Genomic DNA, 19,398 nt, shown 5'->3' on the forward strand with positions numbered 1-19,398 from the left:
GAAACCACTCAACAGGATTATCGACATGGCTAGCGCAGCTAAACCAGCCCGTAAGAAATTCAAGGTGATGACGTCCGGCACAACTATCGACGGTCGCAATGTCACCCGCGCCCATCTTCACGAAATGGCGGCAGCGTACGACCCGTCTGTCTATGGTGCCCGCGTCAATATTGAGCACTATCTATCACCGTTCCCTGACAGTGTATTCAGCGCGATGGGGGATGTTGCGGCCTTGTCCGTCGAAGATATCAACGAAGGCCCACTGGCTGGAGAGGCTCACCTTTTCGCAGAGATTGAGCCTACCCAGCGCATGAAGGACCTGATTGCTGATGGCAAAAAGGTCTACTCCAGTATCGAAATGCACCCCAACTTCCCGCTGACGAAAGGCCCCTACCTCATGGGGCTGGCAATGACCGACACCCCGGCAAGTTTGGGTACTGACAAACTGAAATTCACCGCCGAAAAACGCGCGGAGATTATGCGTTTCAGTTCGCAAGATGCGGTAGTCACCATGTTCACCCCGTCATTTGAGGCCGAACTGGTACAGGAAAACCAGAGCCGCAACGACTCCGGGAAGGAGTGGTTCTCCCGCGTAATGGGCATCCTCGGAAAAGGCCAGAAAACCGACGATCAGCGCTTCAGTCAGGTACATCAGGCCGTTGAGGCCGTGGCACAGTCTCAGGTTGATCTTGGTGAGCAGTTCAGTGCAGCCGAGCAGGAGCGCCAACAGGACAAGATCGCCATCCAGAAGCTGACCTCCGATCTTGCCGCGCTGACCAGCAAGCTGGGAAGCACAGACGCCAATTTCAGCCAGCGGGAACCCGCCAGCGGTGGCGCTAACGCGCAGCTTGCTGATTACTGATATCCACAACGAGAGCAGAGAATATGGAAAACACTACCCGCGAGCTATTTGATCAGTACGTCGCCCGGCAAGCACAGCTAAACGGCGTATCCCCTGCCGCTATTGCTGCAAAATTTGCTGTAGATCCGACACGTCAGCAGCGCATGGAACAGGCTGCACAGCAGGATGATTCCTTCCTGAGCAAAATTAATGTCTTTGGCGTTACCCAACAGATTGGTCAGAAAGTGTTGATTGGCAGCAAAGGCCCAATGGCCGGTGTTAACAACAGCACAACCAGTCGTCGCAACCCTGGCTCAAATCACTCAATGGAGCCGTTCGACTACATGTGCCGCAAGATCAACTACGACTATGGCATCAGTTATGAACAACTTGATGCCTGGGCGCATATGCCGGATTTCCAGCCGCTGATTAGTAAGGCAATGTCGCGTCAGATGTCGCTTGACCGCATCATGATCGGCTTTAACGGCGTTAAGTACAGCGACCCGTCTGACCGTGCCGCTAACCCACTGTTGCAGGACTGTAGCATTGGCTGGCTGGAAAAAATCCGTCAGGAAGCACCGCACCGCGTCATTTCCAATGTGACGATCACATCGCGCGATGAGGATAACAAGGTTGTTGCAAAAGGCACCTACGGCAATATTGGCGCTGCGGTGTACGACGCCAAAAACAGCATGATGGATGAGTGGCACAAGCGTAACCCGGATAACGTGGTGATTCTGGCGGGTGACCTGCTGACGAGCAGCAATTTCTCGGCCATCAACGCCTTAAGCCAGACCAACCCGAATACCGAAATGCTGGCCGGTCAGTTGATTGTTGCGCAGGAGCGTGTAGGCAACATGCCGACCTTTATCGCGCCTTACTTCCCGGTGAATGGCGTGCTGATCACACCATTCAAAAATCTGTCGGTGTACTACCAGCGCGGCGGTCTGCGCCGGACGATCAAAGAAGAGCCGGAATACAACCGCATCGCAACGTATCAGTCTTCAAACGATGACTTCGTCATTGAAGACTACGGCAATGTTGCGTTCATTGACGGCATTCAGTTCGCACAGGCCGAACCGGCAGGCGAGTAACAGAAGCGGCGGGGCATTGCCCCGCCATGACGGGGAGAAGTGACGATGTTAACACCGGCACAACGACATTTTCAGAAGGTCATGGCAGAACGCCGGGGCCAGGCGGATGAAGAATCCGATATCCAGCGCACCGCACATGAGCAAATTCTGCATCGCCTGCGTATGGACTTATCTCGCCTTAGCGGGGTGCAGTCAGAAGAAACCAAAGCTGAAATGAAAAAGTCCATGCTGCCTGAATATGAGGGATGGATTGAAGGCACCATCGATGGCGACAGCGGACGACAGGATGAAGTCATTACCCGGCTGATGGTCTGGGCGATTGATTGTCGTGATTATGCGCTTGCGATGAGGCTGGGGCGTTATGTGGTGTGCCACGGGCTGACACTGCCGGATAACTTCAACCGCACGGCAGCAACATTCCTGACTGAAGAAATGAGCGAACCACTGTTGACGCTCGCCGCCGCTGATGCCGACGCTGATTTATCGTCTGGTGCCGCCGTGCTTGACGAAGTGGCGGACATTGTCGCCGACAGTGATATGCCGGATGTGGTGCGCGCCAAGTTGTGCAAGGCCCGTGCACTTGCCCGCCGTGGTGCGGCTGATATCACGACCAAAGCGGAAGCGCTGGCGCTGTTCCGTGAGGCGCTGACGCGTAACCCCAACGCCGGGGTAAAAAAAGAGATTGCCACGCTTGCCCGTGACGTTAAGAAGCTGTCTGCGGTTGGTGGCATGGGTGAAGGTGACGCGGCCAGCACCGACAAAGGTGACGGTACTGCTGAGCCTGTTCCTGAAAAGACCACCACCGCCAGCGCAGCAGGTAAAGCAACGACGCGTAAAACCACGACTAAGACGGCAACAGACAAAGCGACAAAGCGCAAGCCTGTCAGCCAGAAAAAGAATTAACGACTTCGGCCCCGTCCGACAGGCGGCGCGGGTGGATATCTGCCCGTATACGGTCTTTTAACCACCCGCCCACCGCCTGATTTATGGGAGATAAGTGCATGAGCAGCCTTGTGGCAAATAAGCGCGTTTTGCCTGCGGACAGCGATACGCCCGATGTTGATGATGGTGATGCCACCGTCAGCGCCGGGGACTTCTGGCCGGTGATCAAACTGGCCGATCTCCGTCTGGCCGCGCGTATCACTGGCGGTATCACCACGTCAAGGCTGATGCACGTCACCACTGAAGCGGTAGCCCATGTTACAGCGCAGTTGCTGGACTGGCGCGCCGGTCAGGTCAGTGCAGGCTTTCTCATGCTGGAAGATGTGCCCTCAGTCCTGCCGTCAGGTGAAACGGAAAAGCTGGTTATCAACGGTGAAAACGTGAAGGTGTACCGCTTCCGGCGTGCAGTCTATTCGATTGCCAGGGCGCTTGTACTCGAAGGCTATCGCGACGTTGATACCACGGCGAAAGGCGACAAAGACGCCGCCGCGCTTGACCTGCAACGGGATGATCTCTGGCGGGATGCCCGCTGGAGTATCGCTGACATTCGCGACACGCCGCGACTCTATGCGGAGCTTTGCTGATGAAAGTGAAGGCATTGCAGGGGGATACGGTGGATTTGCTTTGCTGGCGTCACTACAGCACCACGCAGGGCGTTACCGAAAAAGTGTTATCCGCCAATCCCGGACTAAGCCAGCAGGTTTTTCTTGATGCCGGACAGGAGATTGAACTGCCGGAAATCGCGCGCAAAGCAATACAGGAGATGGTGCAGCTATGGGATTAAGTTTCTTTCAGCGCCTGAATGACTGGCTGACATTCACCATGTCAGCAATGGTCACAAGTATCGGCGTAATGACACTGAGTGAAAAGATTGCGCTGGCCGGTCTTCTTGTAGGGATGGTTTTTGGTGCCCGTGGCTGGCTCTATCGCGCCCGCATCGAACGGGGGCAGAAGCACCGCAACGAATTGATTAATCAGATTCTTGAGCGGGCAGCGCACAGGCAAATGAGTGAGTCAGAGCGCCGGGCGCTTGACCTTCTGCAACAGAATGAGCCGGAAGATGAAACAGCTTATTAAAAAATGTTCCATTGCGGCCATTGTTGCGCTTGGTATCACGCTCAGTCCGGGCGCGTTGCGCACAACGCCTGAAGGCCAGCAGAAGATCGCTGGCTGGGAAGACTGCCGGAACACGCCCTATTACTGCACGGCTGGCGTGCTGACGGTCGGAATTGGTTCGACGGGGCGCGTTGAGAAGCGGGAGTACAGCGACAGCGAGATCGCCGGTCGATGGATTAACGATATGCGGCACGCTGAAAACTGTATTAACCAGAATTTTGAAGGCGGGTATATGCCACAGTCCGCCTTTGAGGCAATGACGGACGCCGGTCTTAATGTGGGGTGCACTGGCCTGATGTGGTTCACAGACAGTCAGAATAGAAAACAGCGCACGACCATCTGGAAGAAGGCGCAGGCACATGAGTGGCAGGCGATGTGTAACCGGCTGACGGACTTTGTAAACAGCAGTGGTAAGCGAAGCCAGGGACTGATTAACCGCAGAACAGATTTTAAGGCATGGTGCCTGCGTGACGTGGGGGCTGAAAAGTGAAGATTACAGCCATTTTATGCGCACTGCTGGTGCTGGCCTCTGGTGGCCTGCTCTGGCAAACACAACAACGAGGTAAAGACTCCGCCAGCAATGAAGCACTTTCCCGCGAGGTGAAGAGCAATCGTGAGGTACTGGATGAGCTGCGTGCACTGACTGCTGACGCTCGAGAAGTCCTTGCACAGTTGCGGGCAACCGAACAGCAAAGAAACGCAGAGGGAGAAAAGCGACGTGAAAACATGCGCGATGCCATCAAAGACGATACGTGTGCCAGTACTGTTGTGCCTGCTTCTGTCAGTAACAGCCTGCAACACCGTACCGCAGCAGCCACAAATGAAAATCGTGCACGAGCCGGTACCGGAAAGCCTGACGGCAGCAACGCCAGCGCCGGAACTGACCGCTCCGGTAACGTGGGGCGCGATAGCTATCTGGAGTGATCGCCTGCGCGATGCGCTGGATACCTGCAACGCCGATAAGGCAGCGATAGCCGATCTCGATCTGCGCCGCCTGAAAAGACTGACTGACCACGCGAGGGCCACACAATGACCTTATTCGATTACTTGGACGCTTATTTATCTGTTGATCATCGCGGGTGCGATTGAACGTTTCGGGCGTTAAGAAGGTATCACCATGCTGAAAGCTGACTCACTGCGCGAGACCCTGACCCGCGCTAACAAATGGTGCAGGGCCAACCCTGAAGCCTTCACCGTTTTTGTGGAAGAAGGGAATATCGATACGACCGGCGAAACACCATCGTTTATGTACCGCTATACCCTGGTGCTGTTTGTGATGAATTTTGCCGGTGATATTGATGATTTCACGTTGCCATTAATGGCATGGCTCTGGCACAACCAGCCCGATCTACTGCTGAACCCGGAGAAGAACCTGGACATTAAATTTACGACCCTTATCAATAACGACGATACCGCCGACATTCTTTTTGAGATGCCGTTGCGTGAGCGCGTGAAGGTCACTCTGGATGAAAACGGTATTCCCTGCGCGGAGCATTTGCCGGAACCTAAACCGCGCATTCCGTCAGCGGACGGCGACTGGAGCGCCATCTTTGAGGATGTGACGTGGGAGGCTGACGCGCATGAGTAACGATCGCTTTCGTGAACTGGATCAGGTCTTCAGCGACATACTCGCGAGTACTTCGCAGGCCGGACGTATTCGCACCGCCCGTGCAGTTGGTCAGGCACTGCGAAAGAGCCAGCAACAGCGCATCAAAACACAGCAAAACCCGGAAGGTTCGCCATATCCTGCCCGCCGTCGCCGGGTGCTGCGCTCTCAGCAGGGCATTGTATTTGTCTGGCAGGGTGAGATCCGTCGCCTCAAAAACTGGCACGGTGGCCGGGGAAAATACGGGCGCACTATTACCGGCTTTGACGAAGAAAGAAATGATATTCGCACGTTTTACCGTAGTGATATTGAGCGCTACATCGAGATCAATACGCGCTCAGTGCGCCGCAGCACCACGAAGAAAGTGCCGATGTTTCAGCGGTTGCGCAGCTATCGCTTTCTCAAAATGCGTGCTGATGCAGGCGGCACTTCCGTGGGTTATGACGGTGTGGCCGCGCGCATTGCACGCGTGCACCAGTACGGCCAGCGCGATCAGGTCGGGCCGGGTACTTTTGCTAAATATCCGGTGCGTGAGTTGCTGGGCTTTACCGCTGCCGATGAGCAGATGATTACAACACAGGTGATTAGCAGCCTGAGGAGTGCCGCACGATGAGCGCTGAATTGATCCGCCTGCTGGGAAATATCCTTCGCGTCGGCGTCGTTATCGCCATTGATAAAGAGAGCTGGCGCGTGCGCGTGCAAAGCGGCGAGCTTCAGACCGACTGGCTGCGCTGGACCACCACGCGCGCCGGGGCATTCAGTATCTGGGTGCCGCCTTCCGTGGGTGAGCAGGTCTGGCTGGGCTGTATCGGTGGCAACCCTGAAACGGCGGTCATTATCGGCAGTCTCTACAGCAGTGACCACCCTGCGCCGGGCAGCAGCCTGAAAGAGATTGTGCTGACAGCACCAGACGGTGCCTCTTTCCGCTATGACGCAGAGGCCAGCGCGCTGGAAGCGCAGGGCATGAAGACAGCACATATCAAAGCCTCTGCCAGCGTCACGCTTGAAACACCAATTGTAGAATGCACCAACCATCTGAAAGCGCGGACGTTCGAACTGTCGGAGGGTGGCACGATGAAGGGCAATGTTACCCATTCTGGCGGATCGCTTTCGTCTAACGGGGTGACTGTTCATTCGCACGTGCATGGTGGTGTGCAGGGTGGCAGCAGCAACACAGGGGGGCCGAAATGACAGTCCGCTATACCGGGATGAACCCGGACGGCACGGGCCAGCTTACCGATACAGATCAGCTGTGGAATTCAGTACGCGACATACTGACCACGCCGCTGGCAAGCCGGGTTATGCGGAGGGACTACGGCAGCATGATCCCCGATCTGCTGGATGAACCACAGAACGAAGTGACGCGCCTGCAATGTATGAGTGCGGCAGTGATCGCCCTGACGATGTGGGAGCCGCGTATTGCCCTGAACGGCATCAATATCAGTTATTCAAAGGATGGCGCTGTCACCGCTGAACTGGTCGGTATTATCACCGAAACCATGCAGACGGCAGGCAGTTCGTTGACGCTCAGGAGTGGCAGCAATGGCAACAGTTGATTTATCGCAGCTACCGCAGCCGCAAATTATCCAAATGCTGGACTTTGAAGTCATTCTCAGCGAGGTCAAAGCCGTTATGCTGGCGGCATTCCCGCAGGAACAGCAGGCTTCTGTTGCCGCCGCGCTGAAGCTGGAATCCGAACCGCTGAACGTGATCGCCCAGGTAGTTGCTTACCGTGAAATGATGCTCAGACAGCGGATTAATGACGGTGCGGCGGCGTGCATGTTAAGCCATGCCGTATCGTCAGATCTTGATAATCTCGCGGGCAACCTGAATACAGAACGTTTGATCATTACCCCGGAGACGGCAACCACTGACGCGGTAACGGAAAGCGATACCGCACTGCGTTTGCGCGCGCAGGCTGCATTTGAAGGGCTTAGCGTGGCGGGGCCAACCGGCGCATATGAATATTTTGCCAAAAGTGCCAGCGGCAAAGTGGCGGACGCCAAAGCGATCAGCCCGTCGCCTGCTGTGGTGGTGGTCTCTGTGCTGTCTACCGAAGGTGACGGCACTGCCAGTGCGGAACTGCTGGCGACGGTGGATAAAGCGCTGTCTGCTGACGATAAGCGCCCCGTTGCCGATCGTCTGACCGTTCAGGCAGCAGAGATAGTGAATTATCAGATCAATGCGATGCTGTATTTCTATCCCGGCCCGGAGTCTGAACCAATCCATACCGCCGCGCAGGACGCGCTTCAGTCCTGGCTGAATCAGCAGGGCAAGATTGGCCGTGACGTTGCCCGCTCAGCCATTATGGCGGCGCTGCATGTTCAGGGTGTGCAGAGGGTGGAGCTGCTGGAGCCTGCCAGCGATATTGTGATCGCCGATACGCAGGCAGCGCGGTGCGAGTCCTTCGCGATAGAAACCGGGGGCACTGATGAATAAGAACATGCTGCCGCCTTCGGCCAGCGGTTTTATGCGCAGTACGGAGAAGGTGACGGAACGGCTTACCGATATTCCTGTTGATCTGCGTAAGCTGTGGAATCCGGACGAATGCCCCGCTGATCTTCTGCCTTATCTCGCCTGGGCGTTGTCAGTTGACCGCTGGGATAAGAACTGGTCAGAACAGACCAAGCGGCAGGTGATTAAAGCCTCATGGCTGGTTCACCGTCAGAAGGGCACTATTTCCGCTTTGCGTCGCGTCGTTGAACCGTTCGGCTTTCTGCTGCGCGTGATCGAGTGGTGGCAGAGCGGTGAAGAGCCGGGAACATTCAAGCTTGAAATCGGCATTCAGGAACAGGGGATTACGGAGGAAACCTATCTTGAGCTTGAGCGCCTTATTGACGATGCCAAGCCGAGAAGTCGCCACCTTACTGGCCTTTCTCTTTCGCTTCAGTCGCAGGGTTATATCGAAGCCGGGGCCGGGTGTTATATCGGCGATACTCTGACCGTTTACCCTTATTTTCCTGAAACCATATCCGTGGGCGGTGGCGATTACACCGGCGCGGCAGTCCATTTAATTGATACCGTGGAGGTAGCATTTGGCGACTAAATATTTTGCCCTGTTAACCAATATCGGGGCGGCAAAACTGGCAAACGCCACGGCATTGGGTGCGAAGGTTGAGATCACCCAGATGGCCGTGGGTGATGGCAATGGTGCGCTGCCGACACCGAACCCGGCACAAACCGCGCTGACGCATGAGCTGCGCCGCGCGCAACTTAACATGCTGACTGTCGACCCGATAAATACCAATCAGATCATTGCGGAACAGATCATACCGGAAGACGTGGGCGGATGGTGGATCCGTGAAATCGGCCTGTTTGATAAAGACGGCGATATGATTGCAGTTGCCAACTGCGCGGAGACCTATAAACCGCAGTTGCAGGAAGGCAGCGGGCGTGTGCAGGTTATTCGCGTTATCCTGATCGTCAGCAGTACCGAGGCGGTAACGCTGAAAATCGATCCGTCCGTGGTGCTGGCAACCCGCAAATATGTCGATGATGCCGTTATTGAAGTTAAGGCATATGTAGATCAGAAGCTGGCCGCGCATCTTGCCGCCACTGACCCACATCCCCAATATCTAAAAACAACGGATATTGATAAATATATCCCGGTCGGATTTCCCCTGCCGTGGTCGTTGGCAACTCCCCCTGATGGCTGGCTTAAGTGTAATGGCGCAACTTTTGATAAAACGAAATACCCAAAGCTTGCTGTTGCATATCCTTCCGGTAGCTTGCCTGATTTGCGTGGTGAGTTTCTACGTGGCTGGGATGATGGGCGCGGAGTGGATAACGGGCGACAGTTATTAAGTGCTCAGGGTGATGCAATCCGCAATATTCGAGGGCAAATAGTTGCTTATACGCAAGGACAAGTAAACCAAACTGTAGTCCTTCCTACCGGGGTTGGTGGAGCACTCACAACTTATAATTCGGGAACTAATAATTCTCTTATTCCTGTAACGCAGTCTTCGTTTCAAGTAACTAATTATGGTGTCTTATTTGATGCATCATTAGTTGTACCGACTTCAACAGAGAACAGGCCGCGCAATACTGTCTTTAACTACATAGTGAGGGCTGCATAATGACGCAGGCAAAATTAAACAGTGAACTTATTGCCACGGTGGCCGGTGAAATTACAGTGTTTAACTATGACGGGGAGACGCGGGAATATTTATCTTTATCCTTAGAGTATCTGGCTGTGGGTGTTGGCATTCCTGCCAATTCTTGCACCGATGCGCCAGACGAAAGCAAAGAAGATTTTGCCATTTGCCGGACAGCAGATTTTACCGCCTGGGAATACGTAGCCGATCATCGGGGTGAAACGGTATACAGCACCGAAACAGGTGAGGCGGTGAGCATTTCTGCACCCGGTGATTACCCGGAGGGCACCACCACGCTGGCACCTGCCACGCCATACGATACATGGAACGGCAGCGGATGGGTGACGGATACAAAAGCGCAGCACGCAGCGGATGTGGAGGCAGCGGGGCAACAGAAAGCTGCGTTACTTGCAGAGGCACAAGCGACGATCAGCCTGTGGCAGACTGAACTACAGCTAAGCATTATCAGTGATGAAGACAAAGCCAGTCTGATCGCCTGGATGAAATACATCAAAGTTGTGCAGGCGGTGGATACGTCGAAGGCACCGGATATCACCTGGCCGGAAAAGCCGGAATAAGTTTGCATTCCGGCACGCACTGCCGGTTCTAACCGTGCTGGCCATATGTATCGAGTACTGTCATTTTTAACGGTGCTGCAGCACGGTCAGTTATGGCGGTGTGTTCCGGAAGATGAAGCGGGCAAATGCCCGCTTTAGTTTTATGTGGATACCGTCAGAACAGGCCCGACAGTGTGCTACTGGCAGAGTTATAGGCAGATGTGGCTTTATCCTTCAGCCCGGAAAGCAGATCGCCAACGGACGAGGCTTGCAGGCGTTCGCGTAAATCTTCATCACAGCGCTGGAAGCTGATCGAAAACTCTATTTTTTTCGCCTTCCCGTAGCGGTCAAACTCCGTATGCGTGGCCTGTAGCCCGGTCAGCACATACATCCCGTAAATCTGCCCTGCGCCGCTGATTAAAGGCCACGGACGCCCGGTGTATGCCTGCGTTGCCAGAACGGTAAGAGACACGTCGCCGCCCGTAATTTCAGGGTAAAGCACCCCGTCAAGGTTGATCTGCGTCTCACCAGCGCCGATGTACTGCCATTTTGCCGATCGGTTGATGCGGTCATTTTTGACATGGCGCCAGTTCATCGAATGCCGTAGCTGCTGGTAAGGCAACGTCCTCAGTTCAAAAACGAACATCCCGTATATCATCATCATAATGTTGCCTCCCCTTAATCTCTGTCTTTGAAGCTGCCGCGATTGAGCCGTGCAAGACGGGCCAGTTCGGCATTCACCGCATCGGCGGCAATCCGGCCAATTTCGCGTGCGTCCTGTCGGTCAACGCCGTGCAAGTGAACATGAATTTCTCCCGTGAACCCACCAGTGACAGCCGGTATATTACTGACATTGCGGCTGACTGGAGGTAGTTCCGCCTGTTTGACAGGAAGCGATGCCGCCACCACTGCGGGGCGCGCACTTAACAGGTCTGCCGTGATGGTGCTGGCAAGTTGTGGCTTCGTCCGTTCTCCTCCCAACACTGCGGAGTGTGCACCTAACCGGCCTGCCGTAGTGGTGCTGGCAAGCTGCGACTCCTTCCATTCACCACGAACGGCCAGTGCACGCGGCAGGTTTTTAAACACGATATCGCCGGGGCCGATCTTCTTCGTGTTGTCGGCTGTCGCTTTGGTGTTGCTGTCGATACTCTGCAACCGGCGCATAGTGCCGTTATCGCCTGTCAGCGGTGAAGTGGGTTGCGGTGCTCCGGGCGGAACGTTATTCACCTCAACTTTTTTCGGTGCAACTTTAGCGATATCCCCCTGAAGAAGGGCAACTTTGTCCTGAAGAACGGCCATGCGCTGCGCGTCTTCGATTTTTTTCCTGGCTTTTTCTGCCTCATCAGGAAGAACACCGAGTTTTTCAAGGATCCACGCCAGTGTATCCAGCAGCATTTTGGCAGGTGCAAGAACAAGCTGGAGCGCGCCACCAAGAACGTTGCCGAACACCTCCCCGGCGCTGGAGCATTTATCCAGCGTTTCCTTGCTGGATTCCATCGGGGAAAGCAGAGATTTGAACCAGTTAAAGACCTGGCTAACAGCGCTGCCTATCGCGTCAAAGATGGGGCTGAATTGCGCGAAGGTCTCGCGTAATGGGGAAAGTCTTTCCATGATGCCGGTGAACACGCCAGCAAAAAATGCTTTAAGAGGTTCCCAATACCGCCAGATAAGCACGCCAGCTGCAATAAACGCTGCCACTATCAGGCCAATGGGGCTAAATAGCAGTGATAGCGCTGTACCAAGTACAGATACCGCAGTAGTGATCATGCCCCATATTGCGGGCAAGCCAGTCAGTCGAAGGGCAAACATTCCAATATTTTTAGTCAGTGCGCCCAGTGCGGCACCAGGTGCAAGAAATATCCCCATAAGTGCGCCACGCATTGCAGGGATGATGGCTGATACTCCCCGCATTTTTCCTGCTACTGAGCCAAGAACTGGCCCCCATCCGCGCACGCTTGCCATTGCCGGGCCGGAAACTGTGCCGAGTGTTCGGAATGCGGCAATCGTTCCGGTTATACCTCTGCCACCTGTCAGCAGGGTAAAACCTAACTGGAGTTTAGACAGTGGCCCCATCAGAAGACCGATCGCCAGCGATGTGCCGCCAATAACGGCAGTCAGTGCCAGAACGCTGCCGCCGACAACCAGCAGGGATTGGGCGAGTTTCGGATTTTCCTTCGCCCACTGCGTCATATTCCCCACAACGTCGCTAAGCCCTTGTGTCAGGCCGCGAAGCTGATTGTTGACGAGATCGTTAATCTGAATACGAAAGCCTTCCCAGGTGCTGTCCAGATTTTTAAGATCGCCGTCAAGGTTATCCGCCATTATTTTGGCGGCTTTCTGTGCCTCGCCTTTGGCATTTTTCAGTTCACCAAGTAGCTTCTGAAGTTCGCCACTACCTGCGGACATAACCAGAGCCTGGAATGATTTTGACGCTTCTTCACCGGCAATATCTTTGAAGAATGAGAGCTTATCGGTGTCGCCGTATTTGCTGATCTTTTTATAGAGGTCTGTGAGAACTACTTCAGCAGGGCGCATTTTTCCCGTTGCATCAGCGACCTGTACACCCAATTCTTTAAGGGCATCTTTCGCCCTGCCGGTTGGAGCGGCCAGACGTGAAAATGTGGCCTGCAAACCCGTACCGGCGATACTCCCGCGCAGACCCACGTTAGCCATCACGCCGATCATGGCTGTTGTCTGTTCAACGCTTACGCCAAGGTTGGAAAGGCCCGTCCCGGCGTACTTCATCGCTTCACCGATATTTTGCAAATCGGTGTTGGTACGGGTGAACGCGCCCGTTAATACGTCACTGACGCGATCCATTTCTTTGGGATCGAGGCGGAACTGAGACAGGATATTTGAGCTGATATCGGCGCTTTCACCTAAATCCATACCCCCGGCCAGCGCCATATTGAGCACGCCAGGCAGTGCGGCCTGAATGGCCTGCGGAGTGAAACCGGCCATAGCGAGGAATGCCTGGCCACTGGCGGCGTCAGTCGTGGTGAACTGAGTTTCAGCACCCAGCTTTTTGGCCTGATCGCGGAGTGCCGAAAAGTCTGCTGAGTTTTTATCTATGCGGGTCAGCGCCTGTACGCGGGACATTTCCCGGTCAAACCCAACGGCAGGGGATAAGAAGCGCCCCGCCGCGTAACCGGCAGTAGCAGCACCGGCAACGGCCATCGTGCCACCGCCGCGAAGTTTGCCCGCAGTTTGTTGCATCTGGTCGTAGCGTGCGCGTGCCTGCGTGACAGCGGCAAGCTGTCGCCGTTCCCGCTCCAGCGTCTGGTTGTACTGCTCGGTTCGACGTATCGCACTCTGAATTGTGCGATCGCTGCCGACCAGCGAAACACCGTGGCCGCGTAATGCCTGGGAGGCAGCGCGCAGCTTAACCATTTCCTGTGTACGTGCAGAGTTCAGACGTTCAAGCTTTGCGGCCAGCGCAGCCATATGTGCTTTTTGTTTCTCAGTAAGCTGCGTGCCTTCCCGTTGCGCCTGATTCAGCCCTTCAAGTGTCCGGCTGGCGTCGTCGATTTTGCGGGAGGTCTTTTGCACGCTGTCGCGCAGACGGTTGAACGTCCGGGACTGACTGTCCAGATCTTTAATGCTGGACTGCGTTTTTTTGAGGGATTCAGATAAACCGCCCGCACTCTGGCGGGCGGCATTAACCGGACGGGTAAGTTTATCAATCGCGCTGAACGCGACGCGGATACTAAGGCTCTTCACTGTCACTGGCTCCACTTCGGACAGCCGCCCGCTCACGCCAGGCTATGACTTCGCCCAGTTCCATCGTGAAGACTTCAGAGGGCGGCCAGTTGAAAACAACTGCGATATCAGCGACCAGATCGTCGATCAGGTCGAACCGCAGGAGTGTTACTGATTCTCCGTCTCCGCCTCGCTCGATGCTCCAGATACCGCAGGTGTTAAAAAAGGGACGAGCGCTTCTGACAGGCTGACGAAATCGCGGGTATCCATTTCGTTAATTTCGCTCTGTTTGAGGCGCGGTGACGTGACGCGGGTCAGCAGCACCGCCACAGAATCCACATCCATATTCATCACGTTGACAAGCTTCAGCCCGCGCAGGGAACCAGCCTGTTTGATCTCATCCGTGATCGTTACCTGAGTAATTTTCTCATCGCCGCGAACAACGGGTTTTGCCAGCGTAATGGCGTTATCGGTTTTCTTGCTCATTGTTGAATGCTCCGGGCGGTACGAGTGTACCGCCACTTATCAGGTTAATCAGTTACCCATTCCCAGCGCAGACGTAATGCGGTCAGGGTAAATATTCTTGCCGTCTTTCTTGTAGATGAAGTTCAGCAAATCAAACTCAAACAGCGGCTTATCGTCGATGGTGAGCCTGTAATAGGTGTTCTTCATCGTGTAACTGACGGAGGTGTCTTCTCCCTGCTTGCTTTCGCCGCCGTCCATTTCTGTGATGCGGCCACGCAGTTCGACCTCAACTAGCAGGCTTTCACCATCGGTGTAATACTCACCGGCGAAGCGAAAGCGGGTTTCGTCGATATCGCCGCAGTAGTTAAGCAAAAGAGACTGAACCAGACCGCCAACCACCATCGTGGTGTCCAGTGCGCCACTGTCCAGACCGAGATCTACGGCCGCAGAGCCAATCATCCCGCCGCCCTGAAAATCTTCAGTCTTGCGGGTCAGTTTTGGCAGCGTCACGGAAGAGACTTTGCCGATGCAGTTGCTGCCGTTCACAAAGCAGGTGAACAGGCGCAGTTTGTGAGGAACCGCCATTTATGCACCTCCCAGCGAAGAGAACGCCGATTCAAAGTATTCATCGGTGAAGGTCTGGTACATCGTCAGATCCTCCATCGGTGGAACGGGTGTGTATTTATAACGAATGCGCACCTGGCCCTGACGAAGACCAGTTGTCGGGTTATCCACAATGTCAAACCAGCAGGAAGCGCCAATTAACCGCCCTTGTGTTACCAGCGAACTAAGTTTCCCGCTGATACCACTGACCACATCCTTGACGTTGGCCGGGGAAAGCGGCTCGTCGATGGCTTCAAACTGCGCTTCCGCAATGCTGTCAGCAAGGATCTGAGCGGTACGGGTATAAACCTCGAAAATATAATCTTTGGTATCCGTGACGCGGTTTCCCCAGAACCGGAAACCGTTACGCTTGATGAGCGTTGTGATCTCCTTGTTGTTCAGTTCGTTCGCGTCGCTGTCTTCAGCCTGAAGCGACCAGAAAACATCCTGCGAAATACCCAGCACGTTGTTGACCGACACGTTGGAAAGCGATTTATGCCAACCCTGATTGTTGTCAATCAGCGCACGCAGGCCGCAGGCATACGCCGGGGCCGGGAAGGTTTCGTTCTCTCCGGTCAGCGGGTTGTAGGCGATGAAATCAGGCCAGATAAGCATAAGTTCGCGGTAGGCGAAGGTTGCGCGATAGGTGATGGCTTCCGCCATCGTCTTACAGCCGTAACAACTGGCATAGACAAACGCGCGCAGGTTCTGCGCAATGACGCATAACGCAGAGGTAACTTCTTCCGTGTCGTAGCCTGGTGCGGCTAGGATGCGCGGACGATAGCCGACCTTTTGTTCAGCCGTCAGAAATGCGTACATGCCGGTATAGCTGCCGTCTTCTGCCGTGCCACCCATGATGAGCTGCGACTGCGTTTTACCGCCTTCCTCTTTCGTGGCTGCGGCCACGCGCACAACGATCACCTTCGGGCTTGTCTGGTCAGCGATGGCTTTAAGCGTTTTGTACAGGGAGCCGGTTTTACCCGCCTTACCCAGCACGTTGTTAACCCGTGTCACTAATACGGGGGTATTCAGGGGAAAGGTTTCCGCATCGGCACCATCCGCCACGGCGACAACCCCAATGACACTGGATTCAATGTCATTAATAGCCGCCACAAGGTCGGTATTCTCCCGGATGCGGGCACCATGAAAGCGAGATTCCGCCATAGTTTCCACCATTACGTTATTGAGTTCGCAGTGATAATCCCCCATGTTTGATTGCCACTCACGCTATTGCGGGTCTGGCCGGACGGCGACAACAAAAACTGATTTGGTCTCTCCCGCGCGCGTGGGATCCTTCGCCGGAAGAAGGGGGGAAGCATGGCACTTACAGACCTGACCAAATCACTTAACGATGCCGTCAGCAGTTATAACGATTCACTGACTGAGGCGGTAAAAAGTCCGGGGTTCAGCATTTCGATGGGCGGCAAAGTGCTGACGCAGCTAGATGATCGGATTATGTCGTTGTCACTGACGGACAACCGGGGTTTTGATGCCGATCAGCTATCCATTTCCATTGATGACAGTGATGGTATGGTTGCACTGCCACCTCGCGGGGCTGAGCTTGCCGTATCATTTGGCTGGCTGGGTGAACCTCTGATTTACAAGGGGCTGTATACGGTTGACGAGGTTTCCCACGAAGGCCCGGCAGATACCATTGGCATTACTGCCCGCAGCGCTGATTTTCGTGAAGAGTTCAACGTTAAGCGTGAAGTCTCCTGGCATGATGTGACCGTTGAGCGCGTCGTGTCGGCTATTGCACACCGTTACGGGCTGAAGGCGCAGATCAGTGAAATGCTCATGGACATTGAGATTGATCACGCCGACCAGACGCAGGAAAGCGACATGTCATTCCTTACCCGCATGGCGGAAATGCTGGGTGCAATTGCCACCGTCAAGAACGGCAGTCTGCTGTTTATCCTGCCGGGTGGTGGTGTTACCGCTGACGGGAAGGCGTTACCTTCTGCCAGCATTGACCGCACGAGCGGCGATCGACACCGCTTTCGTATTGCCGATCGGGATGCGTATACCGGCGTCAGGGCTTACTGGCTGGATCTGAATTTTGGCAAAAAGAAAAAGGTTAGCGTTAAGCGCCGCAAGCCTGCAAAGCCAAAAAAAGAGAAGAGCAGTAGTCGTGAGGGCGATTACATGGAAGGCGCAGACGGTAACGTCTATGTACTGCGCAAAACTTACCAGAATGAAGAGGCGGCGAAACGTGCGGCAGCGGCAAAATGGCAACAGCTTCAGCGTGGTGCGGCAGAGTTTTCGATCACCCTGGCGCGTGGCCGCGCTGAGCTTTACCCAGAAATGCACGTTACGGTTAGCGGTTTTAAGGATGAAATAGATAATCAGGACTGGATCATTGCGCGTGCTGAGCACGTCATAGACGACAACGGCTTTACTACCCGGCTGGAACTGGAAGCAAAAATACCTGACTGGATAGCGGAAACTGAATAAAATGAAATAGAGTTCAACTCCCACAGGGGAGCCATCATTATGTTCAGATGTCCATTCTGCGGCGCTATGGCCCGCACCCGTACCAGCCGTAAAATAACCGATATGACGATCCGGCAATATCACCAGTGCCAGAATATGGAATGTAGCCGGTCATTCACCACGTTAAACAGCGTGGAAAGGGAAGTAACGAAACGCGTAGGCACTGCACCGTTACCGCCTGACTTTATCCCCCGCGATGCCTTTCCGGAATCACATTACGGCAGAGACCAGCTTAATCTGGCTCTCTGACCACCATCATAGCGCCCCCGTAACTCTATTTAGTGCGGGGGCAACTTCAAGCAAAACGTTTTTTCCAGAGAAAATATCTTTGATAACATCGGTCAGCATATTAATAGCGATGATGGGATAGGGATATGAAAAAGGTGTTGTTAATACTGGCTTTGGTTTCTCTCGTTGGATGTAAGCCCGGCGCTGAAAAAGCTGTTGAACTAGGTAAGTCAGAAGTTGCAGCAGATGTTAGGGATCCAGATAGCGTAAAATTTAGATATCTTCGATTTGTTCAGGGTGAGGATTCACCTGATGGGGCTATCACTGGCTATGTTTGCGGCCAGATCAATGCAAAAAATGGTTTTGGGGCTTACGAGGGATTCTCTCCATTCCTTATGAAAATAAGCATGAAATCAAAGGGTACGTTTTCTAAGGGGGTCACCTACTCTGTAACGGAGAAGAAAATCTACACCCGGTTTAGTGATCCAGTGCCAGCGTCATACAAAGACAATTGCGGCCCTGATGAGTGAGGGATGTTTCGGTAAGATGCCGGGCAGAAGCCCGGCTTTTTTACGTCGAAGTGTAGTCAAAATGTAGACGAAGTTTAGAATAAATCCTTTTATTCCAATGTGTTGCTGGCTAGATTTCTTCACCATCCCTGTCTTCCCCCACATGATGTGGGGGTTTTTTTTATCAATTACTTACACATTATTCTAAATAAAACAGTAGCTTAGAAAAAGCTGTGACAGTATGGAACGGTTTCAAAACCCTCTGAGTGTGGACACAATGTGGACACTCAGAGAGATGATTTATACCGTCACTCCTCCGTTAAGAGGGTTCAACGCGACAGCATTTTGCAGGTAGTCAGGAGCAAGGTGCGCATAGGCCATTGTCTGCTGAATGCTTGCATGCCCGAGAATCTGTTGCAGGGCAATAATATTTCCCCCGTTCATCATGAAATGGCTTGCGAAAGTGTGGTGCAGAATATGTGTTGCCTGATTGGGTGGAATGTCAGGTTTCACGTTGCGTAAGACCCCGCAAAATTTTTCATAATCAACTTTGAACAGCTTCCCACTGGCTTCCTCTTTCACTTTCTATTCAAGCTGTGCTGAGATAGGCACGGTTCGCTTTTTGCCGTTTTTAGTTTTCAAAAAGGTAACCCTGCAACTGGCTATCTGCGCCGGTTTTAGAGTAGCTACCTCTGTCCATCTTCCGCCAGTGCTAAGGCAGAGGATAGCAACGAGCAAAGCATCTCCGGTCAATACTCCTAACAGCCTTTCAATTTCTGACTTGTCCAGAAACGTCATTTCCGGCTTAGCTTCTGCCAGTAGAGGAAAATTATGAACCGAGTGTAGCCGACATAGTCAAGCTTGGCGAAGTTCACCAAGGCAGACCATGTCTGACGATTTCAGAGCAACAATATTTATAGATGTGAAAACGCCTGTGCTTACAGAGAGTGCTTTGTATGAATGCGGTCGCAAAGCAGGCGTGATGTGAAATAAATCCTTTTATTTCATATTGATATGGTTTTTTGTCGCCGCGCATGACTTCTACATCCATGGTGGGGAGTAATGCCGATCAGTTAAGGATCAGTTGACCGATCCAGTGGCTGTGTAAGAATCCGGAAACGCTCACTCGTTTCCGGATTTTTTTATGTACA

Annotated in this window: 26 protein-coding genes and 1 pseudogene; 20 read left to right on the plus strand and 7 right to left on the minus strand. The window is 53.8% G+C overall.

Annotation, left to right across the window (positions count from 1 at the left end; genetic code table 11):
* Positions 1-25 precede the first annotated feature (25 nt).
* The 17 genes from GA0061070_RS16455 (at position 26) to GA0061070_RS16535 (ending at position 10,271) form a co-directional block, all read left to right on the plus strand.
* Complete coding sequence (locus GA0061070_RS16455; protein WP_090137119.1) at positions 26-862, plus strand: GPO family capsid scaffolding protein; 837 nt, start codon at positions 26-28, stop codon at positions 860-862.
* A 23-nt stretch (positions 863-885) separates the two neighbouring features.
* Complete coding sequence (locus GA0061070_RS16460; protein WP_090137120.1) at positions 886-1,935, plus strand: phage major capsid protein, P2 family; 1,050 nt, start codon at positions 886-888, stop codon at positions 1,933-1,935.
* Between the two features lie 45 nt (positions 1,936-1,980).
* Positions 1,981-2,838 carry a phage terminase small subunit gene (gene gpM, locus GA0061070_RS16465; RefSeq protein ID WP_090137121.1) on the plus strand — a complete coding sequence of 286 codons (858 nt, stop codon included), beginning with the start codon at positions 1,981-1,983 and terminating at the stop codon, positions 2,836-2,838.
* A 98-nt stretch (positions 2,839-2,936) separates the two neighbouring features.
* Complete coding sequence (locus tag GA0061070_RS16470) at positions 2,937-3,461, plus strand: head completion/stabilization protein (RefSeq protein WP_090137122.1); 525 nt, start codon at positions 2,937-2,939, stop codon at positions 3,459-3,461.
* Positions 3,461-3,661: a tail protein X gene (locus GA0061070_RS16475; RefSeq protein WP_090137123.1), complete on the plus strand. Its 201-nt coding sequence runs from the start codon at positions 3,461-3,463 to the stop codon at positions 3,659-3,661. The genes GA0061070_RS16470 and GA0061070_RS16475 overlap by 1 nt, the downstream gene beginning before the upstream one ends.
* A complete protein-coding gene (locus GA0061070_RS16480) occupies positions 3,652-3,954 on the plus strand; it encodes a phage tail protein (RefSeq protein ID WP_090137124.1) in 303 nt (100 codons plus the stop codon). Before GA0061070_RS16475 ends, GA0061070_RS16480 begins: the two co-directional genes overlap by 10 nt.
* Positions 3,938-4,483, plus strand: coding sequence for a lysozyme (locus GA0061070_RS16485; protein WP_090137125.1), 546 nt, complete (start codon positions 3,938-3,940; stop codon positions 4,481-4,483). The genes GA0061070_RS16480 and GA0061070_RS16485 overlap by 17 nt, the downstream gene beginning before the upstream one ends.
* Positions 4,480-4,917, plus strand: coding sequence for a DUF2570 family protein (locus GA0061070_RS16490; RefSeq protein ID WP_090137126.1), 438 nt, complete (start codon positions 4,480-4,482; stop codon positions 4,915-4,917). Before GA0061070_RS16485 ends, GA0061070_RS16490 begins: the two co-directional genes overlap by 4 nt.
* Positions 4,814-5,026: an Rz1-like lysis system protein LysC gene (lysC, locus tag GA0061070_RS26020; protein ID WP_074172044.1), complete on the plus strand. Its 213-nt coding sequence runs from the start codon at positions 4,814-4,816 to the stop codon at positions 5,024-5,026. Before GA0061070_RS16490 ends, lysC begins: the two co-directional genes overlap by 104 nt.
* Before the next feature lie 84 nt (positions 5,027-5,110).
* Entirely contained in the window at positions 5,111-5,581 is a 471-nt protein-coding gene (locus tag GA0061070_RS16500; protein WP_090137127.1) for a phage tail protein, read from the plus strand.
* Entirely contained in the window at positions 5,574-6,212 is a 639-nt protein-coding gene (locus GA0061070_RS16505; protein ID WP_090137128.1) for a phage virion morphogenesis protein, read from the plus strand. Before GA0061070_RS16500 ends, GA0061070_RS16505 begins: the two co-directional genes overlap by 8 nt.
* Positions 6,209-6,790, plus strand: a complete 582-nt coding sequence (locus tag GA0061070_RS16510) for a phage baseplate assembly protein V (RefSeq protein WP_090137129.1) — start codon at positions 6,209-6,211, stop codon at positions 6,788-6,790. Before GA0061070_RS16505 ends, GA0061070_RS16510 begins: the two co-directional genes overlap by 4 nt.
* Complete coding sequence (locus tag GA0061070_RS16515; RefSeq protein WP_090137130.1) at positions 6,787-7,155, plus strand: GPW/gp25 family protein; 369 nt, start codon at positions 6,787-6,789, stop codon at positions 7,153-7,155. The genes GA0061070_RS16510 and GA0061070_RS16515 overlap by 4 nt, the downstream gene beginning before the upstream one ends.
* Entirely contained in the window at positions 7,142-8,038 is an 897-nt protein-coding gene (locus GA0061070_RS16520; protein ID WP_090137131.1) for a baseplate assembly protein, read from the plus strand. The genes GA0061070_RS16515 and GA0061070_RS16520 overlap by 14 nt, the downstream gene beginning before the upstream one ends.
* A complete protein-coding gene (locus tag GA0061070_RS16525) occupies positions 8,031-8,645 on the plus strand; it encodes a phage tail protein I (RefSeq protein ID WP_090137132.1) in 615 nt (204 codons plus the stop codon). The genes GA0061070_RS16520 and GA0061070_RS16525 overlap by 8 nt, the downstream gene beginning before the upstream one ends.
* Positions 8,635-9,675, plus strand: coding sequence for a phage tail-collar fiber domain-containing protein (locus GA0061070_RS16530; protein WP_090137133.1), 1,041 nt, complete (start codon positions 8,635-8,637; stop codon positions 9,673-9,675). Before GA0061070_RS16525 ends, GA0061070_RS16530 begins: the two co-directional genes overlap by 11 nt.
* Entirely contained in the window at positions 9,675-10,271 is a 597-nt protein-coding gene (locus tag GA0061070_RS16535; RefSeq protein ID WP_090137134.1) for a tail fiber assembly protein, read from the plus strand. The genes GA0061070_RS16530 and GA0061070_RS16535 overlap by 1 nt, the downstream gene beginning before the upstream one ends.
* A gap of 154 nt (positions 10,272-10,425) precedes the next feature.
* Here the strand turns inward: GA0061070_RS16535 and GA0061070_RS16540 are convergent, their stop codons facing one another.
* From GA0061070_RS16540 to GA0061070_RS16565, 6 genes are read right to left on the minus strand one after another with little or no spacing between them, the layout of a single operon-like run.
* Entirely contained in the window at positions 10,426-10,914 is a 489-nt protein-coding gene (locus tag GA0061070_RS16540) for a phage tail protein (RefSeq protein WP_090137135.1), read from the minus strand.
* Positions 10,915-10,928: 14 nt separating this feature from the next.
* Positions 10,929-13,970 (minus strand): phage tail tape measure protein, encoded by a 3,042-nt coding sequence (locus tag GA0061070_RS16545; protein ID WP_090137143.1) that lies wholly within the window; start codon positions 13,968-13,970, stop codon positions 10,929-10,931.
* A complete protein-coding gene (locus GA0061070_RS16550; protein ID WP_090137144.1) occupies positions 13,957-14,112 on the minus strand; it encodes a GpE family phage tail protein in 156 nt (51 codons plus the stop codon). The genes GA0061070_RS16545 and GA0061070_RS16550 overlap by 14 nt, the downstream gene beginning before the upstream one ends.
* A gap of 5 nt (positions 14,113-14,117) precedes the next feature.
* Complete coding sequence (locus GA0061070_RS16555; protein ID WP_090137136.1) at positions 14,118-14,435, minus strand: phage tail assembly protein; 318 nt, start codon at positions 14,433-14,435, stop codon at positions 14,118-14,120.
* Between the two features lie 48 nt (positions 14,436-14,483).
* On the minus strand, positions 14,484-14,999 hold the full coding sequence (locus GA0061070_RS16560) for a phage major tail tube protein (RefSeq protein ID WP_047364084.1): 516 nt from the start codon (positions 14,997-14,999) through the stop codon (positions 14,484-14,486).
* A complete protein-coding gene (locus GA0061070_RS16565; protein WP_090137145.1) occupies positions 15,000-16,181 on the minus strand; it encodes a phage tail sheath subtilisin-like domain-containing protein in 1,182 nt (393 codons plus the stop codon). It lies immediately after the preceding gene.
* A gap of 153 nt (positions 16,182-16,334) precedes the next feature.
* On the opposite strand from GA0061070_RS16565, the gene GA0061070_RS16570 reads away from it, so the two are divergent.
* From GA0061070_RS16570 to GA0061070_RS16580, 3 genes are all read left to right on the plus strand, one after another.
* Positions 16,335-17,471 (plus strand): phage late control D family protein, encoded by a 1,137-nt coding sequence (locus GA0061070_RS16570; protein WP_090137137.1) that lies wholly within the window; start codon positions 16,335-16,337, stop codon positions 17,469-17,471.
* A gap of 39 nt (positions 17,472-17,510) precedes the next feature.
* On the plus strand, positions 17,511-17,759 hold the full coding sequence (locus GA0061070_RS16575) for an ogr/Delta-like zinc finger family protein (protein WP_090137138.1): 249 nt from the start codon (positions 17,511-17,513) through the stop codon (positions 17,757-17,759).
* Between the two features lie 125 nt (positions 17,760-17,884).
* Positions 17,885-18,268 (plus strand): hypothetical protein, encoded by a 384-nt coding sequence (locus tag GA0061070_RS16580; protein ID WP_090137139.1) that lies wholly within the window; start codon positions 17,885-17,887, stop codon positions 18,266-18,268.
* Positions 18,269-18,547: 279 nt separating this feature from the next.
* Here the strand turns inward: GA0061070_RS16580 and GA0061070_RS16585 are convergent.
* Positions 18,548-19,075: pseudogene (locus tag GA0061070_RS16585) on the minus strand (tyrosine-type recombinase/integrase); the annotation flags it as partial.
* Between the last annotated feature and the right edge of the window lie 323 nt (positions 19,076-19,398).

This window comes from Kosakonia oryziphila (genome assembly GCF_900094795.1).
GTDB lineage: Bacteria > Pseudomonadota > Gammaproteobacteria > Enterobacterales > Enterobacteriaceae > Kosakonia > Kosakonia oryziphila.

Coding starts and splice junctions, on each gene's coding strand:
- GA0061070_RS16455 (WP_090137119.1), top strand. CDS start 26: ATGGCTAGCGCAGCTAAACCAGCCCGTAAGAAATTCAAGGTGATGACG.
- GA0061070_RS16460 (WP_090137120.1), top strand. CDS start 886: ATGGAAAACACTACCCGCGAGCTATTTGATCAGTACGTCGCCCGGCAA.
- gpM (WP_090137121.1), top strand. CDS start 1,981: ATGTTAACACCGGCACAACGACATTTTCAGAAGGTCATGGCAGAACGC.
- GA0061070_RS16470 (WP_090137122.1), top strand. CDS start 2,937: ATGAGCAGCCTTGTGGCAAATAAGCGCGTTTTGCCTGCGGACAGCGAT.
- GA0061070_RS16475 (WP_090137123.1), top strand. CDS start 3,461: ATGAAAGTGAAGGCATTGCAGGGGGATACGGTGGATTTGCTTTGCTGG.
- GA0061070_RS16480 (WP_090137124.1), top strand. CDS start 3,652: ATGGGATTAAGTTTCTTTCAGCGCCTGAATGACTGGCTGACATTCACC.
- GA0061070_RS16485 (WP_090137125.1), top strand. CDS start 3,938: ATGAAACAGCTTATTAAAAAATGTTCCATTGCGGCCATTGTTGCGCTT.
- lysC (WP_074172044.1), top strand. CDS start 4,814: ATGAAAATCGTGCACGAGCCGGTACCGGAAAGCCTGACGGCAGCAACG.
- GA0061070_RS16500 (WP_090137127.1), top strand. CDS start 5,111: ATGCTGAAAGCTGACTCACTGCGCGAGACCCTGACCCGCGCTAACAAA.
- GA0061070_RS16505 (WP_090137128.1), top strand. CDS start 5,574: ATGAGTAACGATCGCTTTCGTGAACTGGATCAGGTCTTCAGCGACATA.
- GA0061070_RS16510 (WP_090137129.1), top strand. CDS start 6,209: ATGAGCGCTGAATTGATCCGCCTGCTGGGAAATATCCTTCGCGTCGGC.
- GA0061070_RS16515 (WP_090137130.1), top strand. CDS start 6,787: ATGACAGTCCGCTATACCGGGATGAACCCGGACGGCACGGGCCAGCTT.
- GA0061070_RS16520 (WP_090137131.1), top strand. CDS start 7,142: ATGGCAACAGTTGATTTATCGCAGCTACCGCAGCCGCAAATTATCCAA.
- GA0061070_RS16525 (WP_090137132.1), top strand. CDS start 8,031: ATGAATAAGAACATGCTGCCGCCTTCGGCCAGCGGTTTTATGCGCAGT.
- GA0061070_RS16535 (WP_090137134.1), top strand. CDS start 9,675: ATGACGCAGGCAAAATTAAACAGTGAACTTATTGCCACGGTGGCCGGT.
- GA0061070_RS16540 (WP_090137135.1), bottom strand. CDS start 10,914: ATGATGATGATATACGGGATGTTCGTTTTTGAACTGAGGACGTTGCCT.
- GA0061070_RS16555 (WP_090137136.1), bottom strand. CDS start 14,435: ATGAGCAAGAAAACCGATAACGCCATTACGCTGGCAAAACCCGTTGTT.
- GA0061070_RS16560 (WP_047364084.1), bottom strand. CDS start 14,999: ATGGCGGTTCCTCACAAACTGCGCCTGTTCACCTGCTTTGTGAACGGC.
- GA0061070_RS16565 (WP_090137145.1), bottom strand. CDS start 16,181: ATGGCGGAATCTCGCTTTCATGGTGCCCGCATCCGGGAGAATACCGAC.
- GA0061070_RS16570 (WP_090137137.1), top strand. CDS start 16,335: ATGGCACTTACAGACCTGACCAAATCACTTAACGATGCCGTCAGCAGT.
- GA0061070_RS16575 (WP_090137138.1), top strand. CDS start 17,511: ATGTTCAGATGTCCATTCTGCGGCGCTATGGCCCGCACCCGTACCAGC.
- GA0061070_RS16580 (WP_090137139.1), top strand. CDS start 17,885: ATGAAAAAGGTGTTGTTAATACTGGCTTTGGTTTCTCTCGTTGGATGT.